The sequence below is a fragment of the Halobacillus salinarum genome (genome assembly GCF_022919095.1).
Classification (GTDB): domain Bacteria; phylum Bacillota; class Bacilli; order Bacillales; family Halobacillaceae; genus Halobacillus_B; species Halobacillus_B salinarum.
On record NZ_CP095073.1, the window covers coordinates 1,705,951 to 1,724,653 of the forward strand.

General features: G+C 39.8%; 19 protein-coding genes and 1 pseudogene. 16 read left to right on the top strand and 4 right to left on the bottom strand.

Annotation, left to right across the window (positions count from 1 at the left end; genetic code table 11):
- Window positions 1-31 precede the first annotated feature (31 nt).
- Window positions 32-850, bottom strand: a complete 819-nt coding sequence (locus MUN89_RS08615; RefSeq protein ID WP_244712928.1) for a carbonic anhydrase — start codon at window positions 848-850, stop codon at window positions 32-34.
- A gap of 353 nt (window positions 851-1,203) precedes the next feature.
- Between MUN89_RS08615 and MUN89_RS08620 the strand changes: the two genes are divergently transcribed.
- Window positions 1,204-1,404 (top strand): anti-sigma-F factor Fin, encoded by a 201-nt coding sequence (locus MUN89_RS08620; protein ID WP_244712930.1) that lies wholly within the window; start codon window positions 1,204-1,206, stop codon window positions 1,402-1,404.
- Between the two features lie 96 nt (window positions 1,405-1,500).
- Here MUN89_RS08620 and MUN89_RS08625 read toward each other — a convergent pair whose 3' ends face one another.
- Window positions 1,501-1,962, bottom strand: a complete 462-nt coding sequence (locus MUN89_RS08625) for a CBO0543 family protein (RefSeq protein WP_244713650.1) — start codon at window positions 1,960-1,962, stop codon at window positions 1,501-1,503.
- A gap of 90 nt (window positions 1,963-2,052) precedes the next feature.
- On the opposite strand from MUN89_RS08625, the gene MUN89_RS08630 reads away from it, so the two are divergent.
- From MUN89_RS08630 to MUN89_RS08660, 7 genes are all read left to right on the top strand, one after another.
- Window positions 2,053-2,892, top strand: a complete 840-nt coding sequence (locus MUN89_RS08630) for a deoxyribonuclease IV (RefSeq protein ID WP_318036125.1) — start codon at window positions 2,053-2,055, stop codon at window positions 2,890-2,892.
- Between the two features lie 80 nt (window positions 2,893-2,972).
- A complete protein-coding gene (locus MUN89_RS08635; RefSeq protein WP_244712932.1) occupies window positions 2,973-3,698 on the top strand; it encodes a 5'-methylthioadenosine/adenosylhomocysteine nucleosidase in 726 nt (241 codons plus the stop codon).
- A gap of 148 nt (window positions 3,699-3,846) precedes the next feature.
- Complete coding sequence (locus tag MUN89_RS08640; RefSeq protein ID WP_244712933.1) at window positions 3,847-4,032, top strand: YjzC family protein; 186 nt, start codon at window positions 3,847-3,849, stop codon at window positions 4,030-4,032.
- A 141-nt stretch (window positions 4,033-4,173) separates the two neighbouring features.
- On the top strand, window positions 4,174-4,722 hold the full coding sequence (locus MUN89_RS08645; protein WP_244712934.1) for a DUF1697 domain-containing protein: 549 nt from the start codon (window positions 4,174-4,176) through the stop codon (window positions 4,720-4,722).
- Window positions 4,723-4,831: 109 nt separating this feature from the next.
- Complete coding sequence (locus MUN89_RS08650) at window positions 4,832-6,448, top strand: FAD-dependent monooxygenase (protein WP_244713652.1); 1,617 nt, start codon at window positions 4,832-4,834, stop codon at window positions 6,446-6,448.
- A gap of 153 nt (window positions 6,449-6,601) precedes the next feature.
- On the top strand, window positions 6,602-8,557 hold the full coding sequence (locus tag MUN89_RS08655) for a S9 family peptidase (protein WP_244712935.1): 1,956 nt from the start codon (window positions 6,602-6,604) through the stop codon (window positions 8,555-8,557).
- 128 nt (window positions 8,558-8,685) lie between these two features.
- Window positions 8,686-9,453 carry a MerR family transcriptional regulator gene (locus tag MUN89_RS08660; RefSeq protein ID WP_244712936.1) on the top strand — a complete coding sequence of 256 codons (768 nt, stop codon included), beginning with the start codon at window positions 8,686-8,688 and terminating at the stop codon, window positions 9,451-9,453.
- A 48-nt stretch (window positions 9,454-9,501) separates the two neighbouring features.
- Here the strand turns inward: MUN89_RS08660 and MUN89_RS08665 are convergent, their stop codons facing one another.
- Window positions 9,502-9,690 carry a YjzC family protein gene (locus MUN89_RS08665; RefSeq protein WP_244712937.1) on the bottom strand — a complete coding sequence of 63 codons (189 nt, stop codon included), beginning with the start codon at window positions 9,688-9,690 and terminating at the stop codon, window positions 9,502-9,504.
- A gap of 183 nt (window positions 9,691-9,873) precedes the next feature.
- Between MUN89_RS08665 and MUN89_RS08670 the strand changes: the two genes are divergently transcribed.
- The 7 genes and pseudogenes from MUN89_RS08670 to MUN89_RS08700 all read left to right on the top strand — a co-directional run bounded on the left by MUN89_RS08670 (window position 9,874) and on the right by MUN89_RS08700 (window position 16,406).
- The gene (locus MUN89_RS08670; RefSeq protein WP_244712938.1) at window positions 9,874-11,175 is read left to right on the top strand and encodes a globin-coupled sensor protein; all 1,302 of its coding nucleotides are present in this window, start codon (window positions 9,874-9,876) and stop codon (window positions 11,173-11,175) included.
- 257 nt (window positions 11,176-11,432) lie between these two features.
- Entirely contained in the window at window positions 11,433-12,065 is a 633-nt protein-coding gene (locus MUN89_RS08675; RefSeq protein ID WP_244712939.1) for a FusB/FusC family EF-G-binding protein, read from the top strand.
- 166 nt (window positions 12,066-12,231) lie between these two features.
- Window positions 12,232-12,939, top strand: coding sequence for a GntR family transcriptional regulator (locus MUN89_RS08680; protein WP_244712940.1), 708 nt, complete (start codon window positions 12,232-12,234; stop codon window positions 12,937-12,939).
- Window positions 12,940-13,015: 76 nt separating this feature from the next.
- Complete coding sequence (locus MUN89_RS08685; protein WP_244712942.1) at window positions 13,016-14,230, top strand: M24 family metallopeptidase; 1,215 nt, start codon at window positions 13,016-13,018, stop codon at window positions 14,228-14,230.
- 70 nt (window positions 14,231-14,300) lie between these two features.
- Window positions 14,301-15,415, top strand: a pseudogene (locus MUN89_RS08690) (NAD(P)/FAD-dependent oxidoreductase).
- Window positions 15,416-15,493: 78 nt separating this feature from the next.
- Complete coding sequence (locus MUN89_RS08695; RefSeq protein ID WP_244712944.1) at window positions 15,494-15,649, top strand: DUF1540 domain-containing protein; 156 nt, start codon at window positions 15,494-15,496, stop codon at window positions 15,647-15,649.
- A gap of 118 nt (window positions 15,650-15,767) precedes the next feature.
- Window positions 15,768-16,406 (top strand): DsbA family protein, encoded by a 639-nt coding sequence (locus MUN89_RS08700; protein ID WP_244712946.1) that lies wholly within the window; start codon window positions 15,768-15,770, stop codon window positions 16,404-16,406.
- 49 nt (window positions 16,407-16,455) lie between these two features.
- Here the strand turns inward: MUN89_RS08700 and murB are convergent, their stop codons facing one another.
- Window positions 16,456-17,376: a UDP-N-acetylmuramate dehydrogenase gene (murB, locus tag MUN89_RS08705; RefSeq protein ID WP_244712948.1), complete on the bottom strand. Its 921-nt coding sequence runs from the start codon at window positions 17,374-17,376 to the stop codon at window positions 16,456-16,458.
- 431 nt (window positions 17,377-17,807) lie between these two features.
- On the opposite strand from murB, the gene qoxA reads away from it, so the two are divergent.
- Window positions 17,808-18,698, top strand: coding sequence for a cytochrome aa3 quinol oxidase subunit II (gene qoxA / locus MUN89_RS08710; RefSeq protein ID WP_396266085.1), 891 nt, complete (start codon window positions 17,808-17,810; stop codon window positions 18,696-18,698).
- The last annotated feature ends 5 nt before the right edge of the window (window positions 18,699-18,703 follow it).

Here is an 18,703-nt window from a genome sequence, read left to right on the forward strand (position 1 = left end):
CTAAGGCACACGCAGGTACCGCCATATACATTTATTTTGTATTTAAGATTTCACGACCATTCAGAGGTTCAACAGGACGATGATTGTCAGAAAAAATTTTCTGGAACTTCAGCAGCTGCTTATCTGAGATTTCGATAGGCTGCTTAAGTAATATCCACTTTACTCCTTCAGTGCAAGGAGGTGTAGTTAACGAGCCGTTGTAATAGAGGAAATTCATTTCTTCTGGAAGTACATTTTGTAGATTGATCTGCTCCTTAATGGGTACAGCTTCCGATGTCTTGTTGTCAGGCAGGGATTCCCAAACTGGTGACAGGTTTTTATTTGTTTTTCCTTTCTTGATCATCACCCCAAGTACGGCAATTTTCCCCTTTGAATCTTTATGTACGAAATGCATTTCCATATCGTAGTGGCTGCCGTTATATTTATGTTCACTTGGTGTATGGAAATGAAATTGGTCGAGTGTATACTTTTTCCCATTCATAATGAGGGTGTTATTTTCTTTAGAAGGATCTGCCTGGACTGTATGACCGTTATTAAGAATGGAAACAGAGCTTGGCTCATATTGAATCTGCACATTTTTCTTCTTTGAAGTTTTATGGACCTGCGAAAAATTTACATTGATTGGCGATTGCTTATCTCCATTGGCACATGCAGCATTAACCGGGTTGGTTTTTCCCCAGTTATCAGGTCCTGTTTTCCCTTTATAGCTCCACTGGGCATGCTTTGAATCCTCTCTTTCTTTCCTTTGCCGTTCACTTGTTTCAGATATTTGTTCTGTATTGATCGAGCACGCACCTAGAGAAAAGCTTAATAATACAGTTAAACAGTAATTTGTGATTTTAGTTTTCATTTTGTATCTCTCCCTTTTTACTTTTGTCTTAGGGACTAAAATACATGAAAAAAAATCCATACAAAATAAAATGATTAAAAAATTTTAATAACTATCGAATTCAGGAAAATGTAACCATTATGTTGGTAATGCAAACCTTCTATAAGTTGCCTGAAAATATCAATCGAATGGACATCTTAAATTTCAGCAGAAAAATGAACAATTGTTCAAGTTACCAGAAAATGACAGGGGATAGAACGAAAGTTTTTCCTGCTAAATTAAATCAGAAAAACGACTCATCACAAACCAGGGCTGTTTGCATAACTCCTTAAATTGTCGACCAAACTAGGGGTAGATAAATGAGGAGGAAGTTCATGAAAATACGCTATTTTTGCCGCCAGTGTAACTGTCAGGTAGGAGAATTACAGGCCACAGAAGTCGATGTTTCTCAACTTGGTTCTGAAGTCTTAAATGATGCTGATGACCAGCAGGTTGTTCATATGGGTGAGGATGGAGAAATTAACATTACAACTCTCTGTGACGCATGTAAAGAAAGCCGGGAAAACTTGCAATAGAGAGCAGCTGTAAGGAAAATATACAGTCCTGCAGAGAAACGACTTTTCGCTGCAGGACTATTTTTTAGAATAAAAAACCAATTTCGTTGAAAGGTATTATTTACGAACAGGATAGACATTTAACTTAACCAGCTTCCTAGAAACCAAGTCAATGGTGATGAAGCCTCCAAGATAAATGAGAAGAGTTAATAAGATATTCCATTCGTCATCATAACTTACAGTTCCAGTTAGAAGGGCTACGTATTCAATTGCAGTCATACCCCCGATAAATAGGAAATGAATGAGATACCGGTTATAGGCTTTGTAATAAACGAAGTAAGTAAACAATGCTCCCACGACGGGAAAAATACCTAAATCAAGAAAAATGGAATCCAATAAGACCACCCTCGGCATCGGGTGGACTTTCCATAATCCCATATGGATCCCTAACTGATTAATGGTTACTGCAATAAGAGCGGTAATAGGAGCGGTTGTAAAAAAGATTTTTGGTGCTTTTTTGTACAAATAGATCCCTGGAATCCAGGGAATAATAAATCCGATAATAATAATAAAAAGCATAGCATTCACCTCAGTATATTATTTCGATAATAACGAGGTTCTATTCCCCAAGATAGAAAATCAGTTATAAGTAAAGAAAGAAGCGGAATAATGATGAAATTTGGCAGTCATGTATCTATAAGAAATGGTTATTTAAGTGCAGCTAAACACGCTTTTTCAATGAATGCTTCTGCTTTCCAATATTTCCCGAAAAATCCCAGAAGTTTATCCGCAAAGAATTTTAACAAAGAGGATGCGGCTCTATGTTCTGAATATTGTAAGGTACATTCCATGACTTCTGTTTCCCATTCGCCCTACCCAACCAGCTTGACCCCTCAGGATTCCTTTAAACGAAACCAAGTAGTGAAATCTTTATTGAATGATCTTGAGATCAGCGAAGCATGTGGATCTCTTGGAACAGTGGTGCACTTCGGAAAGTTATTGGATGTGCATGAACCTTTGGCAAGCTATCAGTTAATGATTGATGTGCTGGATGAAGTGCTGAATGAATGGACAGGAAGTGCAAAAATTCTCCTTGAAAATATGGCTGGTAAACCTGGTTCAATAGGTACAACGCTAGAAGAATTGACACAAGTACGTAATCTATGCGGTGATTCAGAAAAAATTGGTTTCTGCCTGGACACATGTCATGCTTTTGCGAGCGGACTTTGGAACGGGGGAAATTGGCAAGAGTTAGAGAAAAAAGGCCGGGAACTCGGGTTTTGGGATAATCTAGGTGTGATTCACCTGAATAACTCTAACTATGATACCGGCTCAGGAAAGGACAGGCATGCAAATATTTTCGGGCAAGGATACATAAGAGAAGAACAATTTTCTCAATTCATGAGGGCAGACATTTTAAAGAAGGTACCTTTTATTCTGGAAACTCCGAAAGATGTTGTTTCCCATGAAGAAGAAATCCTTGCTCTTTATAAAAAATGGGGGGATTAATTTACCATTATATGGATGGTGGGGGATAAAATTTTTTGTGAAGTCATATAGTTGAGCAAAGCGGAAAAAGGGGGCTATCCGTGCCAATAGGAATATTAGGAGCGCTGGAACAGGAAATTTCCTATTTTTTGGCGAGAATGGATATTTGGCGCAAACAAGAAATTGCCAAGCATAATTTTTATTATGGAGAGCTTGAAAATGAGAGAATTGTCCTCTGTCAAACTGGAGTTGGAAAAGTAAATGCTGCCTCAATCTCACAGATTTTAATTGACCTTTATAAAGTAAAAGCCATCATCTTTACCGGTACAGCTGGCGCATTAGACCCGGATTTAAATATTGGCGACATTATTGTCTCTACAGATGTCATTCAATTTGACGTTGACTTTTCTCCAATTGGATTTCCTTTAGGAATGATTCCATACTTAAAAAGGTCCGCCTATGTGGCAAATCCACATTTAGTTAAACTTGCCTTAAATACAGCAACAAAATTTCCAGAACAAAAAGTAGTAAAAGGAAGGATCTTAACAGGGGATCAATTTGTCACTACCAACAGAGTAGCTGAAGAAATCCGTAAAACCTTTAAAGGAGTGAGCGTAGAAGCGGAAGGAGCAGCAGTCGGCCAGGTATGTTATTTGAATAACATTCCCTTTGTAATCATCCGTGCGATTTCTGATCGAGCTAATATGAAGGCTCCCAGTGATTTTACAACTATAGCTGAAGAAGTTGCCAAGCCGGCTCAAATGGTTGTGGTAAGTATAATTAAGAGACTTAACGAATTAAAAAGAAAGAAAAAACACCTCAAATGAACCCTGGATTATTGTATTACAATCTATTTACAAATTCCTTAAAATGGAACAGAATACGTTTGAAGTTTTCATGATATGGCAAAACAACAACCAAGAAGAGGTACCGACTTAAGGTATCTTTTCAAAATTAGTATTAGAGGTGAAGAAAATGGCAGAAACCACTTATAAGACAGGTGAAAAAGCTCCAGAAACCGCGACTTACAAAGTGGGAAGCCTAGTAAATGGAGGAGCAGCCAACCAAGACAATACAGAAGTAGAAGTCAAAAAAGGCGAGCAGTTCCCACCTTCTCCATCCACAAATGAAGCAGCCTATTGGGTAAAATCATCTGAATAAAGATTTCAAAAAAACCCCTGTTTGAATCAATCAAACAGGGGTTTTTTAGTTGAAGAATTCCTTGAAAATTCTTAAAGGAATTCTTATCTTAACAGGGAACTTCTAAGTTAGGATGGAAACCCAGGAGGAGGATTGTTTATCATGCAGTATATTGCTTTTTTACGTGGAATAAACGTTGGAGGAAAAAACAAAATCAAGATGGCAGAACTAAGAAAGCTGATGGAGGAAAAAAGCTTAACTAAAGTACGTACTTACATACAAAGCGGAAATATTTTGTTTGAATCTGATCGAAAAGAGAACGAGCTGATCAATCACTTGGAAGTTTCTATTCATGAAAGATTTGGTTTTTTTGTGCCGGTTATCATAAGGACGGCAGCAGAATTGCAATCAATCCTAGTCCGGTGTCCTTTTTCGGAAGAAGAAATTGCAGCCGCTGCTTCCTCGGCAGCGGGAGAGTGCTTATATCTTGCTCTACTGCAGGAAATTCCTTCTCCAGAAGCCTCACAATCATTGCTTTCCCTAAATAGTGAGGGAGAGACGTGTCAGCTGGAGGAGAGACAGGTTTATTTACTTGTTCATGATACGATTCGAAAATCAAAGGTGGCAGACTATTTAAATAAACAATTTAGTCCTGTGACAATAAGAAATTGGAAAACCATCAGGAAGCTTGTTTCTATGGCAGAATCATAGAAGCACTATAGGGTTGGATCACTTCTTCTGCTGGCGAAGGTTAATATTCTACCGATTAGGATAAAGTATTTAAGAGACTTTTTTAATTTTCAGGAGGTGTTTAAGCTTGATGGAAGCAAATACAGACGTTCTCATTGTAGGTGCAGGGCCAAGTGGTCTAATGCTGGCCAATCAATTAAGGAAATACGGTGTACGTTTTCAAATCATTGAACAGAGAGAAGAACCTTCCGCCTTTTCAAAAGCACTGGTCGTTCATTCAAGAACCTTGGAAATGATGGATCTCCTTGGAATTTCACAAAAGTTTATTGAAGAAGGATTTATCAATAAACAAATCCATTTTTCCTATCATCAAGAAAAAATGTTCGCTGTTGATTTTTCCAATTTAAAAGAGCATACGAATTTTCCGTTTATGAGTATAATTCCACAAAGTGAAACCGAGAGAATTTTGGAAGAGCAGCTTCCAGATGGCGCGGTAGAGAGAGGAGTAGAGCTTGTTTCCCTTACCCAGCATGGCGAAACGGTGTCCGCTGTCGTAAATCAAGGAGCTGAGGAGCACACCATTACTTCTAAATACTTAGTTGCCTGTGATGGAGCTCACAGTACAACACGTCACCTGCTGGACATACCATTCGAAGGAGAATCAGAAGGAGTGAATGTCATTCTTGGCGACGTAAAAGTAGACGATCCTTCTTTAAACTCCCGGCTTTCGCTAAACAGCAGTGATAACGGACTGCTTTTTAGTGCACCATTCAGCAACGGCCTCACTCGAGTGATTGCCATTGATTACGAAAGACAAGGCGAGTACCCGGAAAGCCCTCGGTTAAAAGATCTGCAAGAATCGGTGTCTCGTGTCTACCCAGAGGAGTTAATACTAACAGATCCCTACTGGGTATCCAGCTTTACTGCCTCCCATCGGCAGATCCCTTATTACCGTAAACAACGTGTATTTTTCGTCGGAGATGCTGCACATATTCATAATCCTATTGGAGGACAAGGGATGAATATAGGGATTCAGGACGCTGTAAACTTATCCTGGAAGTTAGCTTATGTCCTGAATTATGGTTTGTCGCAGGCCTTGCTCGATACTTATCATGAGGAGCGTTTTCCTATTGGGGAGGGGGTAATTAAAAAGACAGAGTTTATGATCAAAGCTATGAATATTAAAAATAAATATGGAGTTAAATCAAGGAATTTGTTAATGAAATGGCTTCTTGATAAACAAGTATTGCAGAGTAAAATTACAGAAAACATTTCTCAGCTCGGCATGAACTATACTTTTACGCATCATTCAAAACAAATAGATCATAAGCGAACCGTTGGAAAGTTAGCGTCTGGAGAAAGAGTGCCTAACGTTCATATGCTTACCCAAGACAAAGAAGAGGTTCATTTATATGAGCGGTTAAAAGGTGGACAATGTCTATTGTTGATTTGCACCACTGAGGAACAACTGCCTATGGTTTATGAAACAATCAATCAATCCACTGCTTCTTTCACGAGCAGGTTAGGCGGTATGCTCCAGCCTATTTTTATTATCCAAAATGATTTATTTTCGAAAGGGAAGTGGGGACTAAACGTATGGATGGATTTAAAAGGAGAAAGCCGTACTCGTCTTGGTTTAGCCGAGAATGAGTTAATGGTAGTTCGCCCGGATGGTTATGTCCTCGTTCACACAGACCTCCGAAACCCTCTAAAGCTGAAAAATGCTTTAACTCAATATTTTCAATAGTTATCGAAAAGACTGCATGGGAAATCGTTGAACAGTATTTAACGACCGAAGTGCAGCTTTTTGCTATAGCATCAACATTTACCTTTCGTGTTAAGATCGTAGTAAGAAATATATTCCAAATTAAATAAATCACATAAAATAATAGGAGGGGACATGATGAATGGTGCAAACTATTTATCCATTGAGGAAGTCATTTCAATTCCTAAGTTCATGGAAACCGCAATCAGTGACGATGGCCGTTATGCAGCCTACGTAAAACAGACGGCAGATTGGGAGGAAAACGCTTATGTGAACCATGTGTGGCTCTATAATAGAGAGGCAGGTAAAAGCTATCCATTAACTATAGGGAAAAATGAAAGCACCCAGCCACGATTTTCCCCTGATTCGAAATATCTTGCCTGCATAGGTGTTTCAGGAGAAGGTGAAAACAGGAAGAAGGAAATATACATACAAACGCTGGGTGATACCCATGCCTATCAAGCTTCGCCTGATTGTTACTCTATAGAAGAGTTTAAATGGTCTCCTGATAGTAAAGGGATCTATTTTAAAGCCAGGCGTCTTGAATCGGAATCCTTAAAGAAACGCAAGGAAATGTATGGAGAATTTTACTATGTGGACAAAGATTTTGAATATGAAGCGTTATACTTTTTAAATCTAGAAACAGGCGGAAAAGAATTGTACGATCCTCTTCCTCATGGAAAAATGACGCCTGCAGTGGAACCTTTGACGGAACAGATGGACTTGCAAATTCACAGTTATGATATTTCTTTTGATTGTAAACACATCGTTTTTAGTGCTGCCCCAACACCAAGAGCAGTGGATTCGATGGATCAAGAGCTTTATATCCTCCATAGGACCACGAAAGAGATTGATAAGGTGGATGCTTCGCCGCTTCAAGCAGGGGAGGTATTATTCTCTCCTGGAGGGACTCGACTATGCTATACCTGTTATGAAAAGGAGAAAGCTATATATAATAATAGAACGATAGAGATTTATGATTTAGAGACGCAACGTACGATCCGTCCTGTTCAGGATATAGACGAACATATTATTCCAGTGCGATGGACACCTAATGGAATACTAATTTCCTGGCAGGAAAAGACAAACTTCCTGGCAGGGATAGTATCCGAGACTGGAAAGATTACTTCTCTCGTCAGTAAAGAGGATATGGTGGCATCAGCACCATCCATTACCTGGGATCAAAGTACTTTCGTATGTGTAAAACAAACCTCAACCACCCCTGCTGAAGTGTATATCAATCATGAACCGATTACCTCCCGATCCGTGGCTTATAAAGGCAAAATCCAAAGTGAAAAAGAAGTAGTGACATGGAGGACGGAAGATGGACTTGAAATCGAGGGCGTATTGTCCAAACCGGTAGATTTTGCTGATTCCAAATCGTACCCATTAATTGTAGCTGTTCACGGTGGCCCGGCAGGTACCTCCTTCGCTGTCCCGACAACGAATAAATATCAACCAATTGAATCCTTTATCGCAAAAGGATTTCTTGTTCTTGAACCTAATTACCGTGGAAGTACAGGGTATGGGCAAGCCTTTCGCAAAGCTAATTACCGGTATTTAGGTCTCGGGGATTATGAAGATGTAGTTTCAGGAGTCGATTCCTTAATTGAAAAAGGCTATGTAGATGCTGAAAGAGTAGGGATCTTAGGATGGAGCCAGGGAGGCTATATATCAGCCTTATGCGCTACCTACAGCACCCGCTTTAAAGCCGTATCGGTAGGGGCAGGAATTTCTAATTGGATTACTTACTATGCGAATACCGATATTACGCATTTCACACGATTTTACTTAGGGTCAGATCCTTGGACAGATGAAGAAATTTATCGTAAGACTTCACCAATGACTTATATTAATAACGCCTGCACGCCTACTTTAATTCAGCACGGAGAAAAGGATGGAAGAGTACCTTTACCCAACGCCTTTGAATTGTACCGCGGATTGAAAGATCGAGGCGTCCCTGCAGAACTTGTCCTGTTTAAAGAAATGAAACATAGCTCTCATCAACCTGGACTGAACAGAGCGATTCTTAAGCAAAACCTTCATTGGTTTTGTCACTATTTATTAGATGAACCTTTTCAGTTTGTCTAATCAGGTAATCTACGCTTGGCTGCATTATTTTTCCCTTCCCTTTTATCAGCCGTTAAGAAAAAACTTTTTTTCCTATTTACATTTACGCTGCGTAAAGGTGTAAATTGAATGTGTCAGGGGGTGATGGCATGGAATATACAGTCAAAGAGCTCGCAACGATTGCAGGGATCACGGGAAGGACTTTGCGGTATTACGACCAAATTGGGATATTAAAGCCGGCTTATACCAATTCATCCGGATATCGCATTTATGAAGCAGCCGAAGTCGACCGGCTGCAGCAGATATTATTTTATCGTGAGCTCGATGTGGATTTGGACACAATCGATAAGATCATGAATTCCCCGGGTTTCTCAGAGCTTGCGGCGTTAAAAGCCCATCATGACAAACTCCTGGCTAAAAGAAAGCAGTTGGAAATCTTGATTCGCAACGTAGAAAAGACGCTTGCGTTAAAAGAAGGGAGAATTGTTATGAGTGATCAGGAAAAATTTGAAGGTTTTAAGCAGAAGTTGATTGATGAAAATGAACAAAAATACGGAAAAGAAATTCGTGAGAAATATGGAGATGATCAAGTCGACCGCTCGTACCAAAAAATAACAGAGATGAGCACAGAGCAGTATGAAGAAGCGGAACGACTGGGACAGCAAGTTCTTGAAGTATTAAATAGGGCTTTTCTTACAAAAGATCCCTCCAGTCCTCTTGCTCAGGAAGCAGCTGATCTTCATCGGCAGTGGCTGACTAACTACTGGGATAAGTATACGAAAGAGGCACATGCAGGGGTTGCTCAAATGTATGTGGATGACGAGCGGTTTAAGGCTTATTATGATAAAGAAAATCCTGGCACAGCAGAGTTTCTAAGAGATGCGATCATGATTTATACTGGTAAGAGTAAAGCGTAATAGAGTAAAGCCCCTTGGGTGCCATACCCATGGGGCTTTCTTTTTACATTATTTTACCTTTTTCCAATACGCTGATTCCTTACTGGAACGAAGAGGCGGGAACGTTTCTCCGCTTTCCAGTTTAATTTGAGTTTCTTCATCTGTAGGATTGCTGTTCTTTCTACCATCGGTTAACCCATCAAATTCATAAGTACCGCTTTCCGGCGCTTTCTCACCTGTTTTAAAACGATCAGCCATAAAATAACAGCTCCTTTTTTAAAAATATTATTGTTCAATAGTTATTTATCCTTTTTCAGGAAATATAAACCTAAAATTTTGAAAATTTTATCTTAGATTGTAAATGCAATTTAGTCAGCTGGTATTGATAAGGTGTTTCTTAAGCCGATATAAATAGAAAAGATGTATATAGGGGGATATCAAATGTTTCAAATTTTTGCTCCACAAAAAAAAGAAAGCAGACTGCATTCCCGGTTAGATCTTACTAATGACTGTACTTTTGAAGTGAAAAAAGCGTCTGAGCTTGAAAAACAATTAAGAATGATCCATTTTACTGCAGAGGATTTAAATGTCCTGAAAAGTTTGCAGCCTATACTGAAACCACATATTCCTAAGATGGTGGACCAGTTTTACAAAAACCTGGAGAATCAGCCTCTTCTCATGGAGATCATTGAAAGTCACAGCTCAGTTACAAAGCTTAAGGAAACACTGACCAAGCATATTCACGAAATGTTTAACGGTATTTTAGATGATGCTTTTATCGAGAAACGAAGCCGTATTGCCAGCATTCATTTACAGATTGGCCTGCAGCCGAAATGGTATATGTGTGCATTTCAGGATTTAATGGTTTCTCTTTTATCCATTTTTAGTGAAGAACTTACCCTTTACGATGACTATAGGAAAGCTGTCCGTTCTACAACAAAAATTTTAAATTTGGAGCAGCAGATTGTGCTCGAAATTTATGAGCATGAAAACTTAAAGCTTCAGGAAAAAGCTGCAGAAGAAAAAGAACTAGCCTATAGAACTATTGATGAAATGGCAGAGGAACTTGCTGCTATTTCCCAGCAGGCGAGTGCTTCAACTGAGCAGCTGACAGAGCAGACAGAAAAAATTCTTAAAGATTCTCAAACAGGAGCACAGATTGCAATCCAAGTCGAGGGACAATCCGCTGATGGCAAAAATCAGCTTGATCATCAACAAAAACAAATGATGCTCATCCAGGACAGTATCAAACAGATTACTGAAGAAATGAATGCATTAAGAGGAGTAGCTGAGGAAATAAGTAAGATTGTGACCATTGTGTCTTCCATCGCAGAGCAGACAAATCTGCTGTCTTTGAATGCTTCTATTGAAGCCGCCCGCGCCGGAGAACATGGAAAAGGGTTTACAGTGGTAGCTAATGAAGTAAGAAAGCTTTCGGAGCAAACAAAGAGTTCAGTTTCTGAGGTATCTGAATTAATCCTCTCTACGAACAATCAAATTCAAAAGGTTTCTCACAATGTAGGGGAGATCGATCACTTAATTGTTGACGGTACAGAAAACATTCATCAAATAAACCGCTTCTTCACGGAGATTGTAGAAGCTATGGGACAAAATAAACAAAATAATGAAGGAATCGAAAATGAACTGAAAACCTTTTCACAGGTCATTACAGAAATTAATGACGCTGTAACTCAAGTAGCGGATTCTTCACAGCAGCTGACAGATGTAACTAGTCAAACATAAACCTAAATATTAGAGTGATATAACAATGCTTATGTCTGTACGCGTTCGTTCAAAGACCAATGAAAATGAGTCTTTCCATTGAAACCATTTACAAAATCATATATTCTTAATGAAACTTCAAAGCACTGATCATGTTCAGGAATTAGATCAGTGCTTTTCTTATAGAAAAAATTTGTTTGCAAATCCAATGATCTTTTAAGATTGATTTAAGGTTTGCCATTAAGGAAAGGTTAGAGAATAAGATGGGAGGTAACAAAATGGATTCCTTCATCAGAAGTGACCAATATAATTTAATTAAAGCCCAGGCGCACCGTTTGATTAGAAGTCATTCCAGCGTTAACGATTCCAGTGTTATGGAAGCCGTAAAATCGGTCTCTTTAGAGAAGGTTCTTCAATCCTTCTCTTCTTTATCTCCAGAAGAAAAGGAACTAATTGATCATATCTCGGTCATTGAAGATCAGGAAGATGCGATTTTACTGTTATCTAGATTGAAGCAGTATGTCATTGAATTTCCTGATTTGACAGAGAACCACCTCAAGAAACTTTTTCCAAAAGTTAAAAAGCTCCAGCACCCTGACTTAGATGAAATAGATAAAAAAGCGACCTCTTATTTAGGGTGGAACGATTATGGATCGAATCGAAAATACTTGGTCGTCCCTTTTCAAGGTGAATTAATTGGCTTAAAAGGAACATTTACTCAATCAAATACTAAAGGAATATGTACCATTTGTTCGGAACAAGAAAAGGTGGGAATGTTTACTACTACAGTGATGAATTCAGCGCAGAGTGTAGTGCGGAGAGGCAATTATATTTGCCAGGACAGCGAACTATGTAATCAGAATTTAACTGATTTAACTAATCTCCACCATTTTGTCAAGCTTATGAGCTGAATTAATCTTGTTATGAAGCAAGAGGAATAACTAACGAAGAAGGAATTCTTTAAAAAGGGAATTTCTTCTTTTTTTGCTTAGCAGTGCTTTGATCAGGACTGGAAAAGGACAGCTGGTTGCTCTAAAATATGGAACAACAAGTTTAAATGGTTGAAGGAGTCATCATATGTCTGCGAAACAAAGGAAGCTTCCTTTATATGAGCAAATAAAGAACAAAATGCTGATGAAGATTAATCATGGAGATTGGACTCCAGGAGAAAACATACCTTCTGAAAGCCAGTTGATGGAAAGGTTTAATGTCAGCCGTACAACAATCAGACAGGCGCTTCGTGACCTTGCTCATCAAGGTATTATTGAAACCCGAAGAGGCGCTCCTTCCAGGGTAAGTATCTCTCCTAAGGGGAAACCTCGTTCACAAGGGGTTTTCCATCATGAAATGGGAAATGAGATGACGGTGAAAGTGCTGAGAACAGGCGTAGTGACAAACTATGAAGCCTTAAGACGGCTGAATCTTGGTAAATCAGAGCAAGTCTTTTTTTTGGAAAGACTAAGGCTGGCAGATAGGAAACCGATTGCCTATCAACAGCTGTTTCTTCCGTTTGAGATAGGGAAAGTCGTTAAAGATTACGCAGAAATTGAATTTGATATTTTTCCTAAATTAGGCCGTGAGGATATTCATTACTCCACCATTAAAGAACAAGTAAATGCTGCTGTTGCGACTCAGTATGAAGCAGATTTATTGGGCATCTTTCCGGGCGAACCATTGGTTGACATCGATCGGTTAACTTTGGGCATAGAGGGCAGCCCTATCGAGTACAGTCGTACCAAATACAGAACAGATTCATTTCATTACAAAGTCGAAATAGGCGGATAGTCATTCTCTTATTGTAACAAGTTTTATCTTGTTGTAACATGTGTGTAAATCCATAATTTATTCAGGAGGCAGACATATGGGAAAATTAACGAGTATTCGACACGATAAAACGCAGATTGACCTTGTAAGGATGCGTAAATATCGGTTAGGTAGAGTGAGAGAGCAATTAAAAAAACTTGGGTATGGCGGAATTGTCATTTTTGATCCAGTAAATTTGAGGTATGCTACAGGAAGCAGAAACATGCAAGTCTTTATGTTAAGAAATCCTGCCCGTTATGTGTATATTCCTGTTGAAGGCCCGGTCACCTTGTTTGATTTTCCAAATTGTGAGCACCTTTCTGAAGGAATAGAAACCATTGATGAAGTAAGGCCGGCGATCACATTATCTTATGTAGCCTCAGGAAATCATTTATATGAAAATGCGAAGCAGTGGGCTGAGGAAATTTCCGATTTAGTAACGAAGCATGGAGGAGGGAACAAAAAATTAGCGATTGATTATGTTCCCTCAATAGGAGCGATTGAGCTTGGTCATTTAGGAGTCGAAGTGGTCGATGGGCAGGAACCCATTGAGCATGCCCGCTCAATTAAATCTCCTCAGGAAATAGAAGCAATGAAAATCTCGGTGCGCACGGCAGAGGAAGGCATGATCCGTATGAAGCAGGCATTGGAGCCTGGTATTACAGAAAATGAATTATGGTCTCACTTACATCAGACGAACATCAGTCATGGTGGGGATTATGTGGAGACCAGGCTGCTGAATTCCGGCCACCGCACCAACCCCTGGTTCCAGGAATGCAGCGATAAAGTGATCCGCGAAGGTGAGCTTGTAGCTTTTGATACCGATATGAATGGACCTTTTGGCTTTTTTACCGACATCAGCCGCACATTTTTCTGTGGAGATGGAACACCTACTGATGAACAGAAGCGACTTTATCAGACGGCCTATGAACAAATCCAATATAATATCGAACTGTTAAAACCAGGCATGACATTCAGGGAGTATGCAGAAAAGAGCTGGGAGATCCCTGACGAGTTTTTTGCTAACCGCTATTTTACCGTAGCGCATGGTACTGGACTGAGCGGTGAATATCCGTATATTGTTTTCCCACAGGACTTTGAGGAAAAGGGGTATGATGGGGTAATTGAAGAAAATATGGTTCTTTCGGTAGAGAGCTATATCGGTGCAGAAGGTGGTAAAGAAGGAGTTAAATTAGAAGAACAGCTGCTAGTCACTAAAGATGGAGTTGAGAATTTTTCAGACTTTCCATTTGAAAAAAAGCTTATGGAATAACATTTAACTAGATGTAAGGCTGCCTGTAATCGACTGCAGGCAGCTTTTTAAGCAAGAAAGCAGGTGGGTTATGAAGGATTGTGTCGTCATAGGAGCGGGGATTTTAGGCGCTTCTACTGCATACCATTTAGCAAAAAAGGGAATGAAAGTGGCTTTAGTGGATAAAAAACATACCGGACAAGCGACAGAAGCCGCGGCAGGGATTATTTGTCCATGGCTGACGAAGCGGAAAAACAGCTCCTGGTATCGTTTAGCAACGCAAGGAGCAAAGTACTATCCGACCCTCATTGATATGCTTAGTGAAGACGGAGAAGTGGAGACCGGCTATTCTAAAGTAGGGGCGATTAATATTTTCACGACCGAAGAGATGCTGGATCGGAAGTACAAAGTCGCAGAAGAAAGAAAGAAGGATACGCCTGAAATAGGTACTCTTTCGAAGCTTACAGTTGATGAGACACAACAGCTCTTTCCTCTATTATCAGGAGAATATAATGCTCTCCACATCAGTGGGGCAGCGAGGGTAAATGGGGCAGCCTTAAGAGATGCACTCATTAGAGGAGCTGCTAAATATGGCTGTGAATTTATCCAGGGTGAAGCATCTTTCATCAAAGAAAACGATGATGATGTAAAAGGGGTATATGTAAACCGTGAGGCTCTATTGGCTGAGAAAACCATTGTGGCAGGTGGCGTTTGGGCAAAACAACTATGTGAGTCCATAGGAATCAGCGTTGATATCTCCTCCCAGAAAGCTCAGATTCTTCACCTTCAACTCCCAAATCAAGATACGAATCAATGGCCTGTTGTCATGCCTCCTTACGGGCAGTACTTTTTAGCCTTTGGTTCAGGGAAGCTTGTAATCGGAGCTACTCAGGAAAATAATACTACCCATACGAGAGTGACCATGGGGGAATTCATGAAATCATGGAAAAAGCCCTGAAGGTAGCTCCAGGTTTCGCTGATTGTACATACGTGGAGACAAAGGTGGGGTTTAGACCTTTTACACCAGGTTCTTTACCCGTTGCCGGAAAAATTCCCGGGTATTCCAGTCTTTATGTGGCAAATGGATTGGGTGCTTCTGGACTTACAAGTGGTCCTGTTTTAGGGAGAGAACTTGCAGCACTCATTACAAACGCCCCATTAAAGCTTGAAATGAATGATTATGATCCCGGTGCAGCCCTGATATAAAGGATCACTTTTTCTATTTCATCGAATGAATCCTTAACAAAAAGCGAAAGCTATACTTGTTAGGGAGGTGCCCAAATTATGGCGAAAGATGTACTTTGTGAAGTTAGCAACTGTGTTTATAACCGTGAAGGCAAAAAATGCGACGCTTCACAAATTTTTGTAGTTAGTCACAAAGGTGATAAAGCTCACGACAGTAAAGAAACAGATTGTAAAACATTCGAACCTCTTGGATAACAGCACAGGGCAGCCTTTTTTGGCTGCCTTTTGTATTGGAAGTGGAAATTTATTAGAGAATTATCTAAAATGATAATCGAACCTACATAGCTAGGCAATGAATTGAGGAGGGGAATTGTTGAAGAATACAACGAAATGGTTATTCATTATCATAGGAGCAGCAGCTGTAATTGCTATCATTTGGTTTGCTGCCAGTGGGAACTCGGACGAAAATGCTTATGAGGGACAGCCTTATCTTGGAGAAGAGGATGCCCCAGTGACTGTTCTGGAATTCGGAGATTATAAATGTCCTTATTGTAAAGCATTTGAAGCCCAGTTTTTCCCACAGATTGATAAAGAGCTTATTCAAACTGGGGAAATAAAGTTCTATTTCATAAATTTACCGTTTATAAATGTGGATTCTAAACGTGCAGCTAAGTTTGCTGAAACCGTTTATCAGGAATTAGGAAACGAAACGTACTGGAAATTCCATTCATTGCTGTATGAAAAGCAGCCAGCAGACCCGGCAGCAGAGAAACAGGATATTTACGATGAGGAGTTCCTGAAAAAGACGTTAGGTGAGATGACCAGCTCTGAAGATGTAAAGCAGGTTATGGATGCCTTTAACGACGGAACTGGTGATGAGGCGGTGGAAGAGGATTTGAAATTAGCTAATAAGTTAAATGTATCCCAAACGCCAACACTCATTGTTGATGGTGAAAGGTTTGAAGGGCAGAACATTGAAGATTTAAAGAAAATGGTGGAAGAAGCCAAATAATTGCATTTTCATAACAAAAAAGCTTGCAGGGAAACCCTGCAAGCTTTCATTATTCTAAGTCTTCGCCGATAATGCGGACTTCTCGCTCTAAATCTACGCCAAACTTTTCTTTGACGGTAGATTGGACGTGTTCTATGAGAGAAATATAATCACTGGTCGTAGCATTATCTTTATTGACAATAAATCCAGCATGTTTCGTGGACACCTCTGCTCCGCCGATATTCGTCCCTTGCAGGTTGCTGTCCTGAATGAGTTTCCCGGCAAAATAACCAGGGGGGCGTTTAAAGACACTGCCACAAGAAGGGTATTCAAGCGGCTGCTTGGATTCCCGCTTGTATGTCAGGTCATCCATCACTGCCTTGATCTCTTCGTAATTGCCAGGCTTAAGATGGAAAGTAGCTTCAAGAACAATGTCGCCATTATCAGGAATGTTACTTGTACGGTAATCCAAGCCAAGCTCAGAAGCCAGACGTTTCACCAGGTTTCCATCTTTGTCTACGACATAAGCATAATCGAGGACATCTTTTATCTCTCCGCCATAGGCACCTGCGTTCATATAAAGAGCTCCTCCGACAGTGCCTGGAATTCCACAGGCAAATTCCAATCCCGACAGACTTTCCTTCAAGGCATGACGGGAAGCATCAATTATCCTTGCACCACTTTGAGCAACAAGCGTAGTACCTTCCGACGAAATATCATTCAAATGCTTTAAATTTATGACAATACCTCGTATACCGCCGTCTTTAATAATTAAATTTGATCCATTTCCGAGTAATGTAAAAGGGACTTCGGCTTCATTGGAGAACCGCACAACATTTTGGACCTCCTGGAAGGTTGTCGGAGTAATAAAAAAGTCCGCAACGCCGCCAAGCTTTGTATAAAGATGGTTTTTCAACGTTTCATTCACTTTTACATTTTCAGGCTTCACAAGATTCAATAGTTTATGATAAATAATTTTTTGCTTATCCATTCACACCATTCCTATTTTCAAATTCATTTATTTTCAGCTTTGATTATGTCTCTGGTAATACCATATGTTTTTAAAAAAAGTACGTTTCCTTTAGAATAGCATATGGACAAGAGACCCGGCTGTTGTCCATTATACATAGGAAAAGGATAGGAGAGAAGGGATAGCTGAAATGGGTAAGAGAAAAATTTGAGATCAGCCATAATTTCCCGTTTCAGACCCCTACTGACGTGGAAATGGAAAATCTGCCCACTTTCGTCCGGACTGAATTTTCTAAAACCATGACAATTTAATGACACATGTGAAATAATACGCAAATAATGTCAATTTTTCTGTTAATATAGGTAATGATTTGTCCGACCTGAACTCTTATTTAAAATATAAATCTGATGTAGTGGGTGAGGATTCAGTTAATAAAAGGAAGGTGACCTGATGTGAAATTACTTAAAACGTTCTTAATCTCAAGTTCGTTTCTCTTTTTAATGTCTGGCTGCAGTGCTCTGCCTGTTCTTAATCCTAAGGGGCCGGTAGCAGATGCTCAGAAGGATTTGATTTATTGGTCAATTATCCTCATGCTTATTATTGTAGCAGCCGTATTTGTACTATTCACAATCATGTTAGTCAAATACCGGGAACGTAAAAAAGATGATGGGCGTGATCCTGAAGAAATTGAAGGCAATACGTGGCTGGAAATACTATGGACGGCTATCCCGATCGTCATAGTTATCCTGTTAGCTTGGCCGACTGTAACTACGATTTACAGTTTGGAGAAAGTTCCAGAAAGCTCTACAGATAAAGATCCACTAGTTATTCGAGCTACTTCTGCTGATTGGAAATGGTTCTTTTCTTATCCAGAACAAGGGATAGAAACCGTGAATTACCTTCATATTCCTGAGGATCGTGCAGTGAAATTCGTGTTAACTTCTGCAGATTCTATGGCTGCTCTCTGGATCCCCCAATTAGGAGGACAAGAGTACAACATGGCAGGGATGAAAAATGAACTGTATTTACAGGCAGATCATCCTGGCGTTTACAATGGCCGTAATGCAAACTTTACTGGTGAAGGCTTTAATGACATGACTTTCAAAGTCCACGCTGATACAGCAGAGGATTTCAAAGCATGGGTGAAGGATACGAAGCAAAATTCGCCTAAGCTTTCTCAAGACAAGTATAACCACTTGCTGTTAAAAGGGGACGTGAAGACAATGGCTTTCTCCTCCACTCATTTACAGTTTGTCGATCATGCAAAACAACCAGATTATGCGGTCAAAGTACGAAAGAAGTTAATCAGCGAAAACCCTGAATTACAGGAAAAATCTCACTAGGAGTG